The 18,844-nt window shown below is 73.2% G+C and carries 17 protein-coding genes; 8 read left to right on the forward strand and 9 right to left on the reverse strand.

All coding sequences use genetic code 11. From position 1 onward, the window contains the following. Positions 1–13: 13 nt before the first annotated feature. Positions 14–2,827 (forward strand): penicillin acylase family protein, encoded by a 2,814-nt coding sequence (locus tag ACPT94_RS25650; RefSeq protein WP_425246907.1) that lies wholly within the window; start codon positions 14–16, stop codon positions 2,825–2,827. 34 nt (positions 2,828–2,861) lie between these two features. On the opposite strand, the gene ACPT94_RS25655 is transcribed toward ACPT94_RS25650, so the two are convergent. Next, positions 2,862–4,181 (reverse strand): serine-threonine protein kinase, encoded by a 1,320-nt coding sequence (locus ACPT94_RS25655; protein WP_360348459.1) that lies wholly within the window; start codon positions 4,179–4,181, stop codon positions 2,862–2,864. A 400-nt stretch (positions 4,182–4,581) separates the two neighbouring features. Here ACPT94_RS25655 and ACPT94_RS25660 point away from each other — a divergent pair, with 400 nt between their 5' ends. Genes ACPT94_RS25660 through ACPT94_RS25670 form a run of 3 tightly spaced genes read left to right on the forward strand, consistent with a single transcriptional unit; the run spans position 4,582 to position 7,637 of the window. Then, a complete protein-coding gene (locus ACPT94_RS25660) occupies positions 4,582–5,352 on the forward strand; it encodes an SDR family oxidoreductase (RefSeq protein ID WP_360348456.1) in 771 nt (256 codons plus the stop codon). Next, complete coding sequence (locus ACPT94_RS25665) at positions 5,349–7,016, forward strand: class I adenylate-forming enzyme family protein (protein WP_425246908.1); 1,668 nt, start codon at positions 5,349–5,351, stop codon at positions 7,014–7,016. The genes ACPT94_RS25660 and ACPT94_RS25665 overlap by 4 nt, the downstream gene beginning before the upstream one ends. Before the next feature lie 27 nt (positions 7,017–7,043). Beyond that, positions 7,044–7,637: a TetR/AcrR family transcriptional regulator gene (locus ACPT94_RS25670; RefSeq protein ID WP_360348450.1), complete on the forward strand. Its 594-nt coding sequence runs from the start codon at positions 7,044–7,046 to the stop codon at positions 7,635–7,637. 293 nt (positions 7,638–7,930) lie between these two features. Here the strand turns inward: ACPT94_RS25670 and ACPT94_RS25675 are convergent, their stop codons facing one another. Next, complete coding sequence (locus ACPT94_RS25675) at positions 7,931–9,145, reverse strand: acyl-CoA dehydrogenase family protein (RefSeq protein WP_360348447.1); 1,215 nt, start codon at positions 9,143–9,145, stop codon at positions 7,931–7,933. 5 nt (positions 9,146–9,150) lie between these two features. Continuing rightward, a complete protein-coding gene (locus ACPT94_RS25680; protein WP_360348444.1) occupies positions 9,151–10,173 on the reverse strand; it encodes a phosphotransferase family protein in 1,023 nt (340 codons plus the stop codon). Positions 10,174–10,458: 285 nt separating this feature from the next. Here ACPT94_RS25680 and ACPT94_RS25685 point away from each other — a divergent pair, with 285 nt between their 5' ends. Then, positions 10,459–11,421 carry an NADP-dependent oxidoreductase gene (locus tag ACPT94_RS25685; protein WP_425246909.1) on the forward strand — a complete coding sequence of 321 codons (963 nt, stop codon included), beginning with the start codon at positions 10,459–10,461 and terminating at the stop codon, positions 11,419–11,421. A 64-nt stretch (positions 11,422–11,485) separates the two neighbouring features. On the opposite strand, the gene ACPT94_RS25690 is transcribed toward ACPT94_RS25685, so the two are convergent. Genes ACPT94_RS25690 through ACPT94_RS25705 form a run of 4 tightly spaced genes read right to left on the reverse strand, consistent with a single transcriptional unit; the run spans position 11,486 to position 13,705 of the window. Continuing rightward, positions 11,486–11,806 (reverse strand): DUF202 domain-containing protein, encoded by a 321-nt coding sequence (locus ACPT94_RS25690; protein ID WP_425246910.1) that lies wholly within the window; start codon positions 11,804–11,806, stop codon positions 11,486–11,488. After that, complete coding sequence (locus ACPT94_RS25695; protein ID WP_360348435.1) at positions 11,794–12,186, reverse strand: YidH family protein; 393 nt, start codon at positions 12,184–12,186, stop codon at positions 11,794–11,796. The genes ACPT94_RS25690 and ACPT94_RS25695 overlap by 13 nt, the downstream gene beginning before the upstream one ends. Positions 12,187–12,196: 10 nt before the next feature. Then, complete coding sequence (locus ACPT94_RS25700) at positions 12,197–12,736, reverse strand: NUDIX hydrolase (RefSeq protein WP_360348432.1); 540 nt, start codon at positions 12,734–12,736, stop codon at positions 12,197–12,199. A 57-nt stretch (positions 12,737–12,793) separates the two neighbouring features. Then, positions 12,794–13,705 carry a DMT family transporter gene (locus tag ACPT94_RS25705; protein WP_425246911.1) on the reverse strand — a complete coding sequence of 304 codons (912 nt, stop codon included), beginning with the start codon at positions 13,703–13,705 and terminating at the stop codon, positions 12,794–12,796. A gap of 383 nt (positions 13,706–14,088) precedes the next feature. On the opposite strand from ACPT94_RS25705, the gene ACPT94_RS25710 reads away from it, so the two are divergent. The 3 genes from ACPT94_RS25710 (at position 14,089) to ACPT94_RS25720 (ending at position 16,485) form a co-directional block, all read left to right on the forward strand. Beyond that, positions 14,089–15,054 carry a hypothetical protein gene (locus tag ACPT94_RS25710; protein WP_360348426.1) on the forward strand — a complete coding sequence of 322 codons (966 nt, stop codon included), beginning with the start codon at positions 14,089–14,091 and terminating at the stop codon, positions 15,052–15,054. Between the two features lie 98 nt (positions 15,055–15,152). Further along, complete coding sequence (locus ACPT94_RS25715; protein ID WP_425246912.1) at positions 15,153–15,878, forward strand: molybdopterin-dependent oxidoreductase; 726 nt, start codon at positions 15,153–15,155, stop codon at positions 15,876–15,878. Beyond that, complete coding sequence (locus ACPT94_RS25720; protein ID WP_360348420.1) at positions 15,862–16,485, forward strand: cytochrome b/b6 domain-containing protein; 624 nt, start codon at positions 15,862–15,864, stop codon at positions 16,483–16,485. Before ACPT94_RS25715 ends, ACPT94_RS25720 begins: the two co-directional genes overlap by 17 nt. 23 nt (positions 16,486–16,508) lie before the next feature. Here the strand turns inward: ACPT94_RS25720 and ACPT94_RS25725 are convergent, their stop codons facing one another. Beyond that, positions 16,509–17,684, reverse strand: coding sequence for a hypothetical protein (locus ACPT94_RS25725; RefSeq protein ID WP_360348417.1), 1,176 nt, complete (start codon positions 17,682–17,684; stop codon positions 16,509–16,511). A 146-nt stretch (positions 17,685–17,830) separates the two neighbouring features. Then, positions 17,831–18,841 carry an L-idonate 5-dehydrogenase gene (locus ACPT94_RS25730; protein ID WP_360348414.1) on the reverse strand — a complete coding sequence of 337 codons (1,011 nt, stop codon included), beginning with the start codon at positions 18,839–18,841 and terminating at the stop codon, positions 17,831–17,833. Between the last annotated feature and the right edge of the window lie 3 nt (positions 18,842–18,844).

Below are 18,844 nucleotides of genomic sequence, written 5' to 3' on the forward strand. Positions count from 1 at the left end.
CCAGGAGCTGCCGATGCCACGGCGAACCACTCCCACCGCTCTCGACAGACTGAGAACTCCCGGCAGATTCCCCGGGTTCCTGAAGACCGCATCCGTATGCACCCTGATGGCCGGTCTTTTGGCGCCTCTTTCCCCCGCCGCGGCAGCCGCCGGGCTGTCCGGGCAAGCGGCCGCCGCCCAGGTCACCGCCGCCAACGACTACTGCGGGACCCAGTGTTCCGACATCCTGCCGCCCGGGCAGAACGGCAACGCCACCCTCGCCCAGATCCTGCTCAACCAGGCCTTCGGCACCCAGCCCGCGCACGCCGAGGACCAGCTCGGCCCCTACGCGAACCTGGCCAAGGGCTACTCCACCCTCACCAACGCCACCATCAACACGTTCTTCAACGACGCGTCGTTCGGGGTCCCTGCCGACCAAGTCGCCTCCACAGTCAAGCCCGCCGGCCGCAGCGACGTCACGATCGTCCGCGACAAGAAGACGGGCGTCCCGCACATCACCGGCACCACCAGATACGGCACCGAGTTCGGCGCCGGTTACGCCGCAGCCGAGGACCGGCTGTGGCTCATGGACGTGTTCCGGCACGTCGGCCGGGGACAACTCACCTCCTTCGCGGGCGGCGCGGCCTCCAACCAGGGCCTGGAGCAACAGTTCTGGCGCAACGCGCCCTACACCGAGGCCGACCTCCAGGCCCAGATCGACAACGCCGTCGCCACCAACGGCGCCCGCGGCCAGCAGGCCCTGACCGACGCCAAGGCCTACCTCGACGGCATCAACGCCTACATCGACGCCTCCGACAGCGGCCGCTACTTCCCCGGTGAATACGTCCTGACCGGCCACAAAGACTCAATCACCAACGCCGGGACCATAGATCACTTCAAGATCACCGACCTGGTGGCCCTCGGCTCGGTCATCGGCGCCCTCTTCGGCTCCGGGGGCGGCGGCGAGGTCAACAACGCGATCTCCCTGCTGGCCGCGCAGGAGAAGTACGGCGTCGAGCAGGGCACCAAGGTCTGGGAGTCCTTCCGGGAGCGCAACGACCCCGAGGCCGTCCTGACCCTCCACGACGGCAAGAGCTTCCCGTACGCCGTCAGGCCCGAGAACCCGCAGGGCCTGGCACTGCCCGACCCCGGTTCGGTGGTCGAGGAACAGCTGGTCTACGACCGCACCGGCAGCGCCGCCACCGCCGGCGCCGCGACCGCCTCCACCACCGCGGCGAAGACGGCCATGACCTCGGCCAAGCGCGGCATGTCCAACGCCCTCGTCGTCGGCGGCGACCACACCGCCAGCGGCCACCCGGTCGCCGTGTTCGGCCCGCAGACCGGCTACTTCGCCCCGCAGCTGCTCCTGCTCCAGGAGCTCCAGGGCCCCGGCATCAGCGCCCGCGGCGCCTCCTTCGCCGGCCTGAGCATGTACGTCGAGCTCGGCCGCGGCCAGGACTACTCCTGGAGCGCCACCACCTCCGGCCAGGACATCATCGACACCTACGCCGTCGAGCTGTGCCAGGACGACTACCACTACCTGTACCGCGGCACCTGCACGGCGATGGAGAAGGTCGAGCAGAAGAACGCCTGGAAGCCGACCACGGCCGACGGCACCGCCGCCGGCTCGTACACGATGCGCGCCTGGCGCACCAAGTACGGCCCCGTCGAGTACCGCGCCACCGTCGGCGGCAAGAAGGTCGCCTACACCACGCTGCGCTCCTCGTTCCTGCACGAGGCCGACTCCATCATCGGCTTCCAGATGCTGAACGACCCGGACTACGTGAAGGGCCCGGAGACCTTCCAGAGCGCGGTGCAGCACATCAACTACACCTTCAACTGGTTCTACGCCGACTCCGAGCACACCGCGTACTACAACAGCGGCGACAACCCGGTGCGCGCGAACGGCGTCGACGCCGAGTTCCCGGTGTGGGCGCAGTCCGCCTACGAGTGGAGGAACTGGAACCCGACGACCAACACGGCCGAGTACACGCCGGCCTCGGCGCACCCCAACTCCATCGACCAGGACTACTACATCTCCTGGAACAACAAGCAGGCCAAGGACTACACGACCGCGCCCTGGGGCGACGGCTCGGTGCACCGCGGCAACCTCCTCGAGACCCGGGTGAAGAAGCTGGTCCAGGCCGGCGGCGTCACCCGTGCCTCGCTGGTGAAGGCGATGGCCGACGCGGCCCTCGCCGACCTGCGCGCCGAGGACGTCCTGCCCGACCTGCTGAAGGTGATCAACAGCTCCCCGGTCACCGACACCACGGCGTCGGCGGCGGTCGGCAAGCTCCAGACCTGGCTGACCGCGGGCGGCAAGCGCACCGAGACCACGGCCGGTTCGAAGACGTACGCCGACGCCGACGCGATCCGCATCCTGGACGCCTGGTGGCCGCTGCTGGTGAAGGCCGAGTTCGAACCGGGCCTCGGCTCCGAGCTGTACACCGCCTTCACCGCCAATCTGCCCGTCGACGAGTCACCGTCGGCCGCCCACGGCCCGACCGGGTCGCACGCCGGAAGCTCCTTCCAATACGGCTGGTGGAGCTATGTCGACAAGGACATCCGGGCGGTGCTCGGACAGTCGGTGCAGGGCCCGCTGGCACAGAAGTACTGCGGCGGCGGCAGCATCGGCGCCTGCCGGGACATCCTGATCAGCACGCTGAAGGAGGCGGCCGGCAAGACCGCGGCCCAGGTCTACCCCGGTGACGAGCTGTGCGCCGCGGGCAACCAGTGGTGCGCCGACTCGATCGTCCAGCGCACCCTCGGCGGCATCAAGCACGGCAACATCAGCTGGCAGAACCGGCCCACCTACCAGCAGGTGGTGGAGTTCACCTCCCACCGGTGAGCCCGCGTCGCGGCGGGCTGCGTCCTCAGCGGACTCAGCGGACGCGGCCCGCCGCGAGCACGACCCGCGCCAGTTCGGGGTGCACGATGTCGCTGTGCGCCCCGGCCGGCGCCCCGCCGCGCCGGACCACCGCCGCCACGTCGACGTTCACACACCCCGACGTCGGCAGCGGCCGGGCCAGCGCCTCGGCGAGCGTGCACGCGCGCGTGCCCGGCACCGCCTGCACACCGCCGTACCCCATCGCCCCCCACTTGGCGCCGAGCAGCTTCCCGACGCCGAACTCCGCACTCGCTCCCCGGGCGTCGCCCGCCATCCGGGAGGCCAGGGGGTAGATCGTGCCCAGCGCCGAGTCGTGGCGCGAGTGACAGCACACCAGAGGCCCGTCGATGCGGTTCTGCTGTCCCTGCAGCACGCCTCCCGCGCGCGCGTCGTGCGGCAGCCGGGTGGCGAACGCGTAGTGCGAGAAGGCCCCCTGGAGCAGCGTCACCGACTTCACCGCGCGCACCCCCTCGGGCAGCCCGCGCAGCGCGAACGACACCAGCCGCCCGCCGAAGCTGTGCCCCACCAGATGCACCCGCACCTGCGGCGCCGCGCCGGCCAGCCGGCCGACCAGCGGCCCGAGCCCCCGCTCACCGACCGTCCCCGCCCGCCGCTTCATCGCGTAGTACGTCGCCTGCCGCAGCAGCTCGTGCGCACCGTCCCACGGGTCGGGCAGCCCGAACCCGGCGACCCCCTCAGGGGATTCGAGGCGGGACAGCGCCCGCGCGAACTCCTCGCAGGTCTCCACCGTGGACCCGGAGAACATCTCCGGCTCGTTCTGCGGGACCCCCTCCGCCAGGGTGTCCGCCGCGAACAGCGCCTGCGGTCCCGGCGGCACCACGTCCACCAGCAGCCGCACCAGCCGCCCGAACTCCTCCAGCTCGGCCTCCTCGCGCGGCCGCTGCTCCAGCATCCGCGCGATCTGCTCGACCACCACGGCCCGGCCCGGGAACGTCTCCAGCAGCGCGTGCCGGGTGTCCTTGTCGAGCGCCGGGCGCCGGGCCGGCTCGGCCGCGACGGACCGCGGGAGGTCCGGGATCGGCTCGTCGGAGAACCGCATCGACGGCCACACCACACCCACGTACCCGATCCTCGCCGCCGGGGCCAGCCCGGGGATCGGCGCGAAGAAGCGGCTGTAGAGCCGGGTCGCGCCCGAGCGGTCGTTGTTCCAGCCGTGCGCGAAGACGATCAGATCCCGCACCCCGTGCCGGGACACGCCGGCCAGCAGCCGGTCCCGCTGTCCGCCGTCGACGTCACCGTCGGCGTCGAAGGTCAGCTCCCAGTAGGGAGTCACACTCATCGCCGGATCCGCCATGCCAGGCCCCTTCGTCCCCCGCGACCGCGCACCAGGTGGGCGCATCGTCCTGCCAACGGAGGGAATTGACCAGACGTCACGCTCATCCCTGCGGCAGATGTTTTGACCGCACCCGCCGGAACGCCCCGGGCTCCGTCTGCCGGCCCGTCCCCGGCCCGTCCCGGGCCCGTCCGGGCCCCCGGGGCTGCCCCCCTCGGCCCCCCGCCTCGGCCCTGGACGGGCCTCGTCCTCGATCTCCCCCGGGGAGGCCACCCCCGGGCGGGCTGAGTCGCCCTGAGGGCACGCGACGGCCGGCGCCGGCGGTGTCGCAGGCGGGGGCCCTCAGGGGCTGGTCGTGCAACATACCGACCGGTTAGTCTGACCGGGCGGGGGAGCCGGACCGTGTCGAAGGGGACCGAAGGTGGGAGCCGTGCTGGGTGCCAAAGTGATCGTCACCGGAGCGGGAGGCGGCATAGGCGCCGCCCTTGCCCGCCGCTTCGCCGCCGAGGGAGCCCGGGTCGTCGTCAACGACCTGGACGCGGACCGGGCGACGTCCGTCGCCGACGAGATCGGCGGCATCGCGGTCCCGGGCGACGCCTCCGCCGTCGTCGCCGACGCCCGTGACGCCCTCGGCGGCACCGTCGACGTCTACTGCGCCAACGCGGGCGCCGCCTGCGAGGGCGGCGACGCCGGGAAGCCGCTCGACGAGAAGGCGTGGACGCTGTCCTGGGACGTCAACGTCATGGCCCACGTCCGCGCGGCCCACGCCCTGCTCCCGGACTGGCTGGAACGCGGCAGCGGCCGGTTCGTCTCCACCGTCTCCGCCGCCGGGCTGCTCACCATGATCGGCGCGGCACCGTACAGCGTCACCAAGCACGGCGCGTACGCCTTCGCCGAGTGGCTGTCGCTGACCTACCGCCACCGCGGGATCAAGGTCCACGCGATCTGTCCCCAGGGCGTGCGCACCGACATGCTGGACGCCACCGGGACGGCGGGCGACCTCGTCCTCAAGCCGAACGCGATCGAGCCGAGCGCCGTGGCGGACGCCCTGTTCCGGGGGATCGAGGAGGACCGCTTCCTGATCCTGCCGCACCCCGAGGTCGCCGGGTACTACCAGGCGCGGGCCGCCGACCCCGACCGCTGGCTGACGAGCATGAACCACATCCAGCAGAAGTGGGAGGCCGAGCGGTGACCGGATCCCCCTACGCGGCCCAGCCCTGGCTGGCACTCCTCGACGAGGCCCAGCGCGCCCCGGTCGCCCCCGCGGCCTCCCTGGTGCACGCCCTGCGCCGGGCCGTCGCCGAAACCCCGGAGCGCACCTTCCTCGCCTACTTCGACGGGCGTCTCACCTACCGGGAGATCGACGAGCTGAGCGACTCCGTCGCCGGCCACCTGGCCGCCCGGGGCCTGCGGCGCGGGGACCGGGTCGCCGTCCTGCTGCAGAACTCCCCGCACTTCGTGCTCGCCGTGCTCGGCGCCTGGAAGGCGGGCGCGACCGTCGTCCCCGTCAACCCGATGTACAAGGCGGGCGAGGTGACCCACGTCCTGCGCGACGGCGAGGTCGCCGCGCTGATCTGCTCCGACCGGGCCTGGGAGTCGTACCTGCGCGAGACGGCGGCGGACTCGCCGGTGCGGATCGTGCTGACCGGGTGCGAGACGGACTTCCAGACCCGGGGCGACGCGCGCGTGCTCACCTTCGAACGGCTCCCGCAGGCACCCGACGCCGACGACCTCACCGCCGTCGCCCGCGCCGGCCATGGCGCGCCCGCCGACCGCGACCCGGCACCCTCCGACACCGCGCTCATCAGCTACACCTCGGGCACCAGCGGCACACCCAAGGGCGCCACCAACACGCACGCCAACATCATGTACAACGCCGAGCGGCAGCGCACCGGGCTGCACCTGCCCGAGGCGCCCGTCTACCACGCGCTCGCGCCCCTGTTCCACATCACCGGCATGGTCTGCCAGCTGGGCGCCTGTCTGAACAGCGCGGGCACGCTCGTCCTGACGTACCGGTTCGAGGCGGGCGTCGTGCTGGACGCCTTCGCCGAGCACCGCCCGCACTACACGGTCGGCCCCTCCACGGCCTTCATGGCCCTGGCCGCCCACCCGTCCGTCACCCGCGACCACTTCTCGTCCTTCGTGAACATCTCCTCCGGCGGAGCCCCCCTGCCGCCGGCCCTGGTGGAGAAGTTCCGGGCGGGCTTCGGGCCGTACATCCGCAACGGCTACGGCCTCACCGAGTGCACCGCCCCCTGCGCCTCCGTCCCGCCCCACCGCGAGGCGCCGGTCGACCCGGTCTCCGGGACGCTCGCGGTCGGCGTGCCCGGCCCCGACACCGTCGTACGGATCGTCGACGAGCAGGGCGCGGAGGTGCCGTTCGGCGAGCAGGGCGAGATCCTCGTGCGGGGCCCTCAGGTCGTCCCCGGCTACTGGCGGCGCCCCGACGCCACCGCCGAGACCTTCCCCGGCGGAGAGCTGCGCACCGGCGACATCGGCTTCATGGACGAACAGGGCTGGCTGTACGTCGTCGACCGCAAGAAGGACATGATCAACGCCTCCGGCTTCAAGGTCTGGCCGCGCGAGGTCGAGGACGTGCTGTACACCCACCCGACGGTGCGCGAGGCGGCCGTCGTCGGGGTCCCCGACGGCTACCGCGGGGAGACCGTCAAGGCGTACATCAGCCTGCGTCCGGGCGCCGACACGGATGCCGATACGCTCACCGCCTACTGCAAGGACAGACTGGCGGCCTACAAATACCCGCGCCAGGTGGAGATCCTGCCCGACTTGCCCAAGACGGCCAGTGGCAAGATCCTCCGTCGGGAACTGCGTTCCCGCGCGCACGACAGCCAGTAGAAAACGGACGGAAGGCAGGTGGCGGCAGTGCCCAGGACGACGGACGGCGACGGGACCCCCGTGCCGCAGCGGCTGCTGGCCGCCGCCACCCGGCTCTTCGCCGAGCAGGGCTACGACCGCACCTCGGTGCAGGAGATCGTCGAGGCGGCCGGCGTCACCAAGGGGGCGCTGTACCACTACTTCGGCTCCAAGGACGACCTCCTGCACGAGGTGTACGCGCGCGTGCTGCGCGTCCAGCAGGAGCGCCTGGACGCCTTCGCCGGCGCCGACGAGCCGATCGAGAAGCGGCTCAGAGACGCGGCGGCCGACGTCGTCGTCACGACGATCGAGAACCTCGACGACGCGATGATCTTCTTCCGCTCGATGCACCACCTGAGCCCCGAGAAGAACAAGCAGGTCCGCGCCGAGCGCCGCCGCTACCACGAACGCTTCCGGGCGCTCGTCGAGGAGGGGCAGGAGGCGGGCGTGTTCTCCCGGGCGACTCCGGCGGACCTGGTGGTGGACTACCACTTCGGTTCCGTCCACCACCTGTCGACGTGGTACCGCCCGGACGGCCCACTCACCCCGCAGCAGGTCGCCGACCACCTGGCGGACCTGCTGCTACGGGCACTGCGGCCGTAGCCGGCCGGGCGTTCTCCGCCCCCGCCGCCCTTACCCGTCCCCGGGGGCTGCCGCCCCCGAACCCCGCTTCGGCCCCTGAACGGCGGAATCGCCCGACCGGCGCTCGAAAGCCGACGCCGGGCGGGGTGGTTGTGGTGCGCTTCCCGACCGACCGAGTCGGGTGGTGGGTGGGCGCAGGCCCGGGGGCCAGGGGGCAGAGCCCCCTGGCGGGGTGGGAGGAGCGGAGCCCCTGGGGGACGGGACAGGACGGGTAGGGGCGGCGGGGGCGAAACCCCCTCGCGCGCCCCGCCGGGTCACACGTACTTCTTCAGCTCCCGCCGCGCCAGCGACCGCTGATGCACCTCGTCCGGCCCGTCCGCGATCATCAGCGTCCGCGCCCCGGCGTACAGCTCCGCCAGCGGGAAGTCCTGGCTGACACCCCCCGCCCCGTGCAACTGGATCGCCCGGTCGATGATGTCGACGACCGCACGCGGCGTCGCGATCTTGATCGCCTGGATCTCCGTGTGGGCGCCCCGGTTGCCGACGGTGTCCATCATCCAGGCCGTCTTCAGCACCAGCAGCCGCAGCTGCTCGACCGTCACCCGCGCGTCCGCGATCCAGTTGTGCACCACACCCTGCTGCGCCAGCGCCTTGCCGAACGCCGTACGGGACACGGCCCGCCGGCACATCAGCTCGATGGCCCGCTCCGCCATGCCGATCAGCCGCATGCAGTGATGGATACGGCCGGGACCGAGCCGGGCCTGGGCGATGGCGAAGCCGCCGCCCTCCTCGCCGACGAGGTTCGACACCGGCACGCGCGCGTGGTCGAAGATCACCTCGGCGTGGCCGCCGTGGTAGTGGTCCTCGTAGCCGAACACCTTCATCGCCCGCTTGACGGTCACTCCAGGGGTGTCGCGCGGCACGAGCACCATGGACTGCTGGCGGCGGATGTCGTCCCCGTCCGGGTCCGTCTTGCCCATCACGATGAAGATCGCGCAGTCCGGGTTCATCGCCCCGGAGATGTACCACTTGCGGCCCGTGACGACGTAGTCGTCGCCGTCCCGCTCGATGAGCGTGGTGATGTTGGTGGCGTCGGAGGAGGCCACCTCCGGCTCGGTCATCGCGAACGCCGAGCGGATCTCCCCGGCCAGCAGCGGCTCCAGCCACTGCTTCCGCTGCCGCTCGTCGCCGAACTGCGCGAGCACCTCCATGTTGCCGGTGTCGGGGGCCGCGCAGTTCAGCGCGGTGGGCGCGAGCTGCGGGCTGCGGCCGGTGATCTCGGCCAGCGGCGCGTACTGGAGGTTGGTGAGGCCGGCGCCGTACTCGGAGTCGGGCAGGAAGAGGTTCCACAGGCCCTGGCGGCGCGCCTCGGCCTTCAGTTCCTCCACCACGGCCGGGGTGTCCCACGGCGAGGCGAGCCGTGCGCGCTGCTCCTCGGCGACCGCCTCGGCCGGATACACGTACTCGTCCATGAAGGCGAGCAGCTTGGCGCGCAGTTCCTCGGTGCGTGCGTCGAACGCGAAGTCCATGGCCGTCAGCCTTCCTTGAGAGTGGTCAGTCCGTGGTCGATGAAGACGGGGACCAGGTCACCGATGCGGTCGAAGCCACGGCCGACCGTCTGGCCCAGGGTGTAGCGGTAGTGGATGCCCTCCAGGATCACGGCGAGCTTGAACCAGGCGAACGCCGTGTACCAGGAGACGGCCGAGACGTCGCGCCCCGAACGCGCGGCGTACCGCTCGACGAGCTCGGCCGGATCCGGGTGCCCCGGGGCCTCGGCGGTCGTCGAGACGGGGGAGTCGGGCATCCCGAGCGGCAGGCTGTACATCACCAGCAGGCCCAGGTCGGTGAGCGGGTCGCCGAGGGTCGACATCTCCCAGTCGAGGATCGCCTTGATCCGGTCGTCGTCGCCGATCAGGACGTTGTCGAGCCGGTAGTCGCCGTGCACGACGGCCGCGCCGGGGGAGTGGGGCAGCCGGCGCCCCAGCGCCGCGTGCAGCTCGTCGATGCCGGCCAGCTCGCGGTTGCGGGAGGCGTCCAGTTGCTTGCCCCAGCGCCGCAGCTGCCGGTCCAGGAAGCCCTCGGGGCGCCCGAAGTCGCCGAGGCCCACCTCGGCCGGGTCCACCGCGTGCAGCTCGACCAGGGTGTCCACGAGGGACAGGACGGCCTCCCGGGTCCGCTCCGGGCCGAGCGGGACCAGCTGGTCGGCCGTCCGGTACGGCGTGCCCTCCACGAACTCCATGACGTAGAACGGCGCCCCGAGCACCTCCTCGTCCTCGCACAGCAGGATCGGACGCGGCACCGGCACGCTGGTCGGATGCAGGGCGCTGATCACCCGGTGCTCACGCTTCATGTCGTGCGCGGTGGCCAGGACATGGCCGAGCGGGGGCCGCCGTACGACCCACCGCGCCTCGCCGTCGGAGACCGTGTAGGTGAGGTTCGACCGTCCGCCCTCGATCAGCCGGCCGGTGAGCGGGCCGTGGACCAGACCGGGCCGCTCACGGTCGAGCAGGGCGCGCAGCCGGTCGAGGTCGAGTCCGGGCGGATGATCGGGGCTCATACATCGCTCCTACGGCAGGTGAACGGGATCCCGCCCCATGATGCCGACCGGTCGGTATGTAGTCCAGTGGCGGTGCCCGACGTGATCGGCCCCACCCTAGGCCGACGGCTCCCTCGGCAGAACCCGGGAACCCGTCGGGGGGCGTCTTTTCGGCCGGACGGCCGGGTTCCCGTGGTGAGACGGGGATGACAGTGAAGCGGAAAGGACGGCGAACAGGCCACGTGAAGGGAACATGTCGGGGCATCCGGCTTGCGTGGCGTTCGACCAACCCGGAGGGTCGGTGGCATGAAGGGCATCAGCTACAGCCGGTACGGCGGTCCCGAGGTCCTCGAGTACGGGGAGGTGCGCGACCCCAAGGTCGGCCCGGACTCGGTGCTGGTCAAGGTACGGGCGGCGGCCGTCAACCCGGTCGACTGGAAGGCCCGCGAGGGCTACCTCGACGGGATCCTCGACTCCGTCTTCCCAGTGGTCCCCGGCTGGGACGTCTCGGGGGTCGTGGTCCGGCCCGGCCCGGCCGTCACGGAGTTCTCCGTCGGCGACGAGGTCATCGGTTACGTCCGCGAGGACTTCCTCTCCCGCGGCACCTTCGCCGAGTACGTCGCCGCCCCGGTGCGCACCCTCGCCCGTAAGCCGCGCAACCTCACCTGGGAGGAGGCCGCCGGCCTGCCGCTGGCGGGCCTCACCGCCTACCAGGTGCTGACCAGGGCCCTCCAGGTGAAGCGCGGCGAGACCGTCCTGATCCACGCGGCCGCGGGCGGCGTCGGCTCGATCGCCGTGCAGCTCGCCCGCCACCTGGGCGCGCGGGTGATCGGCACCGCGAGCGAGGCCAACCACGACTTCGTACGCTCTCTGGGCGGCGAACCCGTCGCCCACGGCGGCGGCCTCGCCGAACGGGTGCGGGGGCTCGCACCCGAGGGCGTGGACGCGGCCTTCGACACGGTGGGCGGCGACACCCTGAAGGTCTCCGCCAACCTGCTGGCCCCCGAGGGCCGCCTGGTCTCGATCGCCGACACGAACGCCGTCGACTACGGCGGCCGCTACCACTTCGTCCGCCCCGACTCCGACGACCTCACCCGACTGGCCGAACTCGCGGAACAGGGCGTGGTCTCCGTCCACGTCTCGGAGACCTACCCCCTGGAACGCGCCGCGGACGCCCACCGCTCGAACGAGGAGGGGCGCACGCGCGGAAAGATCGTGGTGACGGTGGAGTGGGAGGCGGAGACGGAGACACAGGCGACGGGGTGGTAGGCGGCTAAGACGCGGGCGGGCGGCGGTGAGGGCGACGCCCGCGTGCCGGAGGGCCGGCGAGCCCCTACACGACCAGCACCGCCGCGCACACCGCCATCGCCACCGCGCACAGCACCGCCGCCGTGGCGTGGCGTGCGGGGAGGGCCCTGGGGGTGGCGGTGGCGGCGAGGACCCGGACGCGATGGCGGGCGAGGAGCAGGAAGGCCAGCCAGAGCGCGCAGCACAGCGCGCCCACGGCGATCCCCTCGGCCGACGCCCCGCCGTGCAGCGCGGTCTTCACGGCGAGTACGGCCGCGACGGTGCTCGACAGCGTCGTACGCCGCCAGGCGAGCCGGGTCCGCTCGGGCTGCAGCCCCGGGTCGCGCTCGCCGTTCACCCCTCCCACCCGAACAGCACCACGAGGACCATCGCGACGGCCACCACCGCGACGACGACACCCAGCAGCGCAGGGAACCGGGACGCCGGCAGATCCTCGCCCCGCCGCATCGCCCGCTCGCACCGCACCCAGTGGTTCACCGCGCGCAGGGAGCACAGCACGCCCGCCGCCAGCAGCGCGAGCGCCAGCCCCACCCGCCAGCCCCAGCGCAGGTCCGGCAGGAACTGGTCCACCGCGAACCCTCCGCCGATCAGCGCCAGCGCGGTCCGCAGCCACGCCAGGAACGTACGCTCGTTGGCCAGCGAGAACCGGTAGTCGGGCGTCCGCCCCTCCCGCCGGACCTCCTCGGGCGCGAACCACAACCGGACGTTCCGCACGAACTCGATCACCCGCAGGACCCTACCCGGCGCCCGCCGAGCCCTTCGCCCGGTACGTCCTGAGCCGCTCGTACGCCGCCAGCCCGTCCGGCACCCACTGCCAGTCGGACGTGCCGGACAGGCGCCGTTCGATCTCCTGCTCGGGGAGGAAGCCGTGCCAGGCGACCTCCTCCGCCTGGGGGTGCACGGGGAGGTCGCAGCGGACCTCGTACACGGCCGACCACCAGCTGTGCCCCGCGCCGTCGTCGTACAGGAACTTGAAGAGGAACCCGGGGCGGGGCAGCCCGCTCACCCCGAGTTCCTCCTCGGCCTCGCGCAGGGCCGCGTCGTCGTAGGTCTCGCCCGCGCCGACCACCCCGCCGACGAACATGTCGTAGAGGGAGGGAAAGACCAGCTTGGTGGGGGTGCGGCGGTGGACGAAGATCCGTCCGTGGGCGTCGCGCGCCTGGATGAAGACGCAGCGGTGGCGCAGGCCCGCGGCGTAGGCCTCGCCCCGGGGGGACCGGCCGATGACCCGGTCGTTCTCGTCGACGATGTCGAGGATCTCGTCAGCAGCGCTCATGCGCCCATCCAAGCAGGGCCCCCCGGGCCCGGGCAGAGCCGGGCCCGGGCGGCCGGGTCACTGCGTCTGGAAGTCCCGCATCCGCTCCCGCGTGCCCGTGCCCTTCGGCATCGCCGGATGCAGACCGAGCAGCACGATGCCCGCGACGACGGCCGCGAGCCCCGCCGCCTCCCAGGCCAGCGCACCGGTGTCGGTGCGCAGCCGGTCGCCGAGGAAGCCGACGCCGCAGATGATCCCGGCGAGCGGCTGGGCCGCGGTCAGCGCGGGCAGCGACATGCGCAGCGGCGCCGTCTCGAACGCGCTCTGGACCAGCACCAGCCCGGTCACCCCGAGGGCCAGTACGGCGTACGGCTGCCAGCTGGTCAGCACATCGAGGAGGCCGCCAGCGGAGAAGCGCTCCCCGCTGACCCGGGTCAGCGCGTCCTGCACACCGTAGAGGAGGCCGGCCGCGAGGGAGAGCAGGACCGGGCCCGAGGACAGCCGTGAGCGCTTGCCGTACGTGGTGAGCAGCAGGGCCAGGCCGACCATCACGCCGATGATCAGCCAGTGCCGCAGCGGATCGTCGATCGCGGTGCCGCCGCGTGGCTCGCCCGCGAGGATGAACGCGCTCACCCCGCCCGCGAGCAGCACCAGACCCGCCCAGCCCTGACGGCCCAGGGGCTGCTTGGTCTGGTGGCGGGACAGAGCGAGGGCGAAGAGGAGGTTCGTCGCCAGCAGCGGTTCCACGAGGGAGATCTCGCCTCTGCCGAGCGCGACCGCGCCCAGCGCCATGCCGACCACCATCAGGCCGATGCCGCCCAGCCAGCGCGGCATCCGCATCAGGTCGAGCAGCAGCCGGGGCGAGAGGAAGTCGCCGGGCGGCGCCTTCTGGGCCGCGTTCTGCTGCAGGACGAAACCGAAACCCAGGCAGCAGGCAGCGCTCACGGCGAGAACCAGAACCAGAACCGACACGCTGCATACCTCGATCATCGGGTCGGGCCACGGAGGGGTAGTGGCCGACTGTAGCGTCCCAGTGCCTTCGGTGCCCCTGGGAGTGCCCGAAAAAGACGGGCCGCTGACCCGGTCGCGGCACCCGACGGGACCGGCGCTGAGGGCCGGGCCGCGGCGCGACCGTACAGCCATGCTGCGGGACCGGATCGGGCCGCGCCATGGCGTACGCCACACCGGCGCCGCCCGCACCCGCGCCCACCAGCGGTGGGGCTCCGCCAAGTCCCCTTCGCCAGGCGGCAGTTGACACCTGTCATGTGACTCCGGCCCTTGACGGAAGTCCCGCCTGCGGATTTGCTGTGGGTGATCGGCCGATCGCGTGCCGACGTCAGGTCCGTCACCGAGGAGGATGAGGAAGTCCCGCGGTGCCCCCATCCCCCCTCGACGCAGACCGTGAGCGCGCGGCCCGTCCGTCCGACGCGGACCCCGGCGCCGCCCTCGACGACACCGACCTCGCCGCCGCCCGCGCCGCGCTGGCACAGGGCCGCTGGCAGGCCGTCCGCTCCCTGCTCGCCCGGACCGGCGACGACTGGGACCGCCGCGGACACCGGTTCACCGTCCTCGCCCTCGAACCGTACGCCGCCGCCTGGGCCCAGGAGTGGCTGCTGGCCGAACCCGGCTGCGCCGACGCCACCGTCCTGCTCGCCCTCGCCCGGGTCCGGCGCGCCCTGCGCGGCAAGGAGTCCCCGGCCCGCGCCCGCGCCGCCTGCCGGGACGCCGCCGCGCTCGCGCCGGCCGACCCCACCCCCTGGCTAGGCCTGCTGATGCTGGAGCGCGACGGCTCCGCCGACGCCGTCCGGGTCTTCGAGGAGGTCCGGGCCCGCCACCGCGACCACCACCACGCGCACCATCTGATGGTCGCCCTGCTCGCCGAACGCCGCGCCGCCGCCGGCCCGGACCCGCTGCACGAGGTGTACGACTTCGCCGCCTGGGCCGCGGAGCAGGCCCCCGCCGACTCGCCGCTCGCCATCCTCCCGATCGTCGCCCACGCCGAGCGCTATCGCGCCCTGGCCGTCCGCGGGCTCGCCCCCGCCGACCCGGCCACCGCGGCCCACTGGCGCGACCACCGGGCCCGGGACGTCATGAAGGCCGCGTTCGACTGGTGGCTGGAGTGGGAGCACGACGGGCACCCCCGCCGGCTGATCGACCTGAACTACCTCGCCCACGCCAAGGTCTGCGAGGGCCGGCCCGCCGAGGCGGCCCCCCTGTTCCACCGCATCGGCGACCACGCCACCCCGGCGCCCTGGTCGTACCCGGACCGCGACCCGGACGCCGCCTTCCGCGCCGCCCGCGACGGCGCCCTCGGCATCGACGCGGGGCGCTCCCGCTGAGAGTTCCCCGCTGAGAACCAGGTGAGAAGTGATGACGGAAATCTGACGGCCGCCCCGGATCACTGGCCGCCGCGGCCCCCGAGTGCTCGAATGGACAGGTGAATCCCGAACAACCCGAGGAACGCGGCACCCCCGTCGGCCGCCGCGTCTTCCTCGGCACCCTCGGCCTGGGCGCCCTCGGCGTCGTCGCGGCGCCCACCCTGCAGCGCGGCCTGGAGGACTTCCTCGGCAGCGCCGCCGACAAGGACCCCACCGGCCTCACCGACCTGCTCCCCAACGGCGGCGGCTTCCGCTACTACTCCGTGGCCTCCTCCGTCCCCCACAAGAACGCCGAGACGTACCGTCTCACCGTCGACGGCCTCGTCGACCGCCCCACCGGCCACACCCTGGCCGACCTCAGGGCCCTGCCGCAGACCCGCCTGGTCAGGGACGTGCAGTGCGTCACCGGCTGGCGGGTCCCCGGGACCTCCTTCGAGGGCGTCCGCCTGTCCGTGCTGCTCGACGCGGCCGGGGTCCGCGCGCAGGCCGGCGCCGTCCGCTTCACCAGCTTCGACGGCACCTACACCGAGAGCCTCACCCTCGCCCAGGCCCGCCGCCCCGACGTCCTGGTCGCCCTGCGCATGCAGGACGAGGACCTCGGCCACGACCACGGCGGCCCCGTCCGCCTCTATGTGGCCCCCATGTACTTCTACAAGTCCGCCAAGTGGCTCTCCGGCATCACCGTCACCGAGAAGGTGCGGCCCGGCTACTGGGAGGAACGCGGCTACGACGTCGACGCCTGGGTGGGCCGTTCGAACGGGCGGGACGATGAGCCTACGAGCTGAGGCCGCGCCGCCCGCCACGAGGATCCGCCGCTTCAGCCGGGCCGAACGGTGGGTGCACCGCGCGACGGCCGCGCTGATGGGCGTGTGCGTGGTGACGGCGGCTTTCCTGTACGTCCCCGAGCTCGCCCGGCTCGTCGGCCGCCGCGAGCTGGTGGTCCGCGTCCACGAGTGGGCCGGCCTCGCCCTGCCCGTGCCCGTCCTTGCGGGCCTCGCCTCCCGCGCCTTCCGCGCCGACCTCGGACACCTCAACCGCTTCGGCCCGCACGACCGCCGCTGGCTGCGCGCCGCCCTGCGCCGCGACCGGCGCCGCGAGTCCCGCCCGGCGGCCAAGTTCAACGCGGGGCAGAAGATCTACGCCGCCTGGATCGCCGGCGCGACGCTGGTGATGCTCGGCACAGGGCTGCTCATGTGGTTCACCCACCTCACCCCGATCATGTGGCGCACCAGCGCGACCTTCGTCCACGACTGGCTGGCCCTGACCATCGGCGTCGTCCTCGCCGGCCACATCGGCATGGCCCTGGGCGACCCGGAGGCCCGGCGGGGCATGCGGACGGGGTCGGTGAGCCCGGAGTGGGCGGAACGGGAGCATCCGCTCTGGCGCGGATGAGGTGCTTCAGCGGATGAGGTGCTTCAGCGGGCGACGAGGCCGGGAGACCCGGGAGGGCCCGGGGCGCCGGGAGGAAAGGCCTGGGAACCGGGGCCGTTCGGCGACCCCGGCGGATTCGACGAGCCGGGCCCAGGAGAAGCCGTGGGCCCGCCCACCCCGGGACCCACCACCCGGAACGCCGCCTCCTTGACGACCTCCACCACCGCATACCGCACGACGACGTCGACGGACCGCGGATACCCGGCGTCGAGAGCCGGTACGACGACGGCCAGCACGAGCCCGTCACCCCGCTCCGTTCCCGCTCCCGCCCCTGTCCCGGGCACGGCGAGCGCCGGCCCGGCCACGGGCCGCCCGCCGATGAGCACCGCCCCCTCCCGCAGCAGCTCCGTGTGATCGAAATACGTACCGCGCAGCTCGACGTGAATCGTCTCGCCGGGCCGTGCCTCCCCGTCCTCGCCGACATCGACCGAGTGAACCCCGTAGGAGCAGGCGGGCGCGGCGCCGGCCGGGGCGCTCGTCAGCCGGGCGGTGCCCGAAGGCCGGGCCCGGTGGAACGCGATCAGTCCGGCCAGGACGCGCTGAGCGGCACCGCCCTTGCAGGTGTTCACCGTGCCGGCGAGCGCCGCGTGGTCCCGCTCGGCCACCTTCCAGCTGCCACCCCGGCCCTGGACGGCGAGGCAGGCGTGAGCCAGTCCGCGCAGCACCCGCCAGTCGTCGCCGACCGCGGGCCGGGGGATCACCCGAAGGGCGTCCGCGCACGCCTCGGGCTCCCGCAGAAGGTCGTACACGCTCGCCGGATCCGGCCGGTGGTCGGCGTCGGGGGAGACGGGCCCGGGCGGCAGCCAGGGGAGCGCGGTGACGGGGTGGGGAGCGGTCGTGCCCGGCACGGGACCGGCGTCACCGGCCCGGCCGGCAGGTCCGTCCGGTCCGTCAGGGCTGGAAGCACCGGTCGGCCCGGAGGTCACGGACCGCCCCGTCTCCGTGGATCCCAGCGCACTCGCGGCGGGCGTGGGACTGCCCACCCCACGCTCCTCCACCTCCGCGGCGCCCCCGCGTCCCCCGCCGGACACGCTCGTGTCGCTCCCCCCGCGCGGCGGAGCCCCGGTGTCGCCGCGCCCCTCGTACACGGCCGCCGTCACGATCGCCACGGCGCCCGCCACCAGCAGGGCCGAGACCCGCGTACCGAGCGATATCGCCATGACGCCCCCCCAGTCGTCGCTTCCGGGCGCGCCGCGACGGTGCGGTGGTTCACGGCCCCCCGAGGAAGTCCCCTCATGATGGTGCCGCAGCACCATCTCCCGGAACCCACCGGGCCGACCTCGGGACACAAGCCCCGAACCGCCGCTCAGCCGGCGCCGAAGTCCAGCAGCACCTTGCAGGACCGCGCCCGGTCCGCTGCCAGAACGAACGCCGACTCCGCCTCCTGTACCGGGACCACCGCGCTGATCAGCCCGTCGAAGGCGTCCCGGGACGCGAGCAGCGTCAGGGCGTCGTCGAACTCCGTGTCGAAGCGGAACGCTCCGCGCAGCTCGATCTCCCGGCTGACCACCAGGTTCCCCGCGAAGGGGTTCCGGCCCGGCGGAAGCATGCCGAGCTGGACGACGACCCCGCCGCGCCGCACCAGCCGCAGACAGGTGTCGAGCCCGGCGGCCACCCCGGACGCCTCGACGGCCACGTCCACCTCGGACGGCCACCCCGGATGCGCCGGATCGTCGGCGCGTACGAGGGTGTCCGCGCCGGCGGTGCGCGCGTGGCCCAGCGCCGTCGGCAGCAGGTCGGTCACGGTCACGTGGGCCGCGCCGGCCGCCTTGGCCGCCGCGACCACCAGGCAGCCGATCGGCCCGGCGCCGGTGACCAGGACGTGCCGTCCGGCCACGGGTCCGGCCCGCCGGACCGCGTGCACGGCCACCGCGAGCGGCTCGGCCAGCGCCGCCCGGCGTGGCCCCAGACCGTCCGGCAGCGGCCGTACCTGCTCGACGGGGACGACGATCTCCGTCGCGAACCCGCCCTGCACATGCGGCATCCGGGCCGCGCTGCCGAGGTACCGGGTGTCGCGGCAGACGTTGCGCCGCCCGTCCCGGCACTCCGGGCAGACCCCGCACGGGGTGGCCGGGTGCACGGCGACGGCCGTACCGGCGAGGGGTCCCGCGGTCACGGTGCCCACCACCTCGTGGCCCAGCACCATCGGCTCCCTCAGCCGGAAGTCGCCGACTCCGCCGTGCCGCCAGTAGTGCAGGTCGGAGCCGCAGATCCCGCCGTAGCGGACCGCGACGAGCACCTGCCCCGGGCCGGGGGAGGGTGACGCCAGTTCCTCGACGCGCAGGTCGCCCTGCCCGTGGATCACACACGCCGGCATCCG

It is taken from the genome of Streptomyces aurantiaciflavus (assembly GCF_049808595.1).
In the GTDB taxonomy this organism is placed as follows: domain Bacteria; phylum Actinomycetota; class Actinomycetes; order Streptomycetales; family Streptomycetaceae; genus Streptomyces.

Excerpts from the sequence above, each read along its gene's own strand:
- ACPT94_RS25650 (WP_425246907.1), top strand. The coding sequence starts at position 14 with ATGCCACGGCGAACCACTCCCACCGCTCTCGACAGACTGAGAACTCCC.
- ACPT94_RS25655 (WP_360348459.1), bottom strand. The coding sequence starts at position 4,181 with ATGGCGGATCCGGCGATGAGTGTGACTCCCTACTGGGAGCTGACCTTC.
- ACPT94_RS25675 (WP_360348447.1), bottom strand. The coding sequence starts at position 9,145 with ATGGACTTCGCGTTCGACGCACGCACCGAGGAACTGCGCGCCAAGCTG.
- ACPT94_RS25680 (WP_360348444.1), bottom strand. The coding sequence starts at position 10,173 with ATGAGCCCCGATCATCCGCCCGGACTCGACCTCGACCGGCTGCGCGCC.
- ACPT94_RS25685 (WP_425246909.1), top strand. The coding sequence starts at position 10,459 with ATGAAGGGCATCAGCTACAGCCGGTACGGCGGTCCCGAGGTCCTCGAG.
- ACPT94_RS25700 (WP_360348432.1), bottom strand. The coding sequence starts at position 12,736 with ATGAGCGCTGCTGACGAGATCCTCGACATCGTCGACGAGAACGACCGG.
- ACPT94_RS25705 (WP_425246911.1), bottom strand. The coding sequence starts at position 13,705 with ATGATCGAGGTATGCAGCGTGTCGGTTCTGGTTCTGGTTCTCGCCGTG.
- ACPT94_RS25720 (WP_360348420.1), top strand. The coding sequence starts at position 15,862 with ATGAGCCTACGAGCTGAGGCCGCGCCGCCCGCCACGAGGATCCGCCGC.
- ACPT94_RS25725 (WP_360348417.1), bottom strand. The coding sequence starts at position 17,684 with ATGGCGATATCGCTCGGTACGCGGGTCTCGGCCCTGCTGGTGGCGGGC.
- ACPT94_RS25730 (WP_360348414.1), bottom strand. The coding sequence starts at position 18,841 with ATGCCGGCGTGTGTGATCCACGGGCAGGGCGACCTGCGCGTCGAGGAA.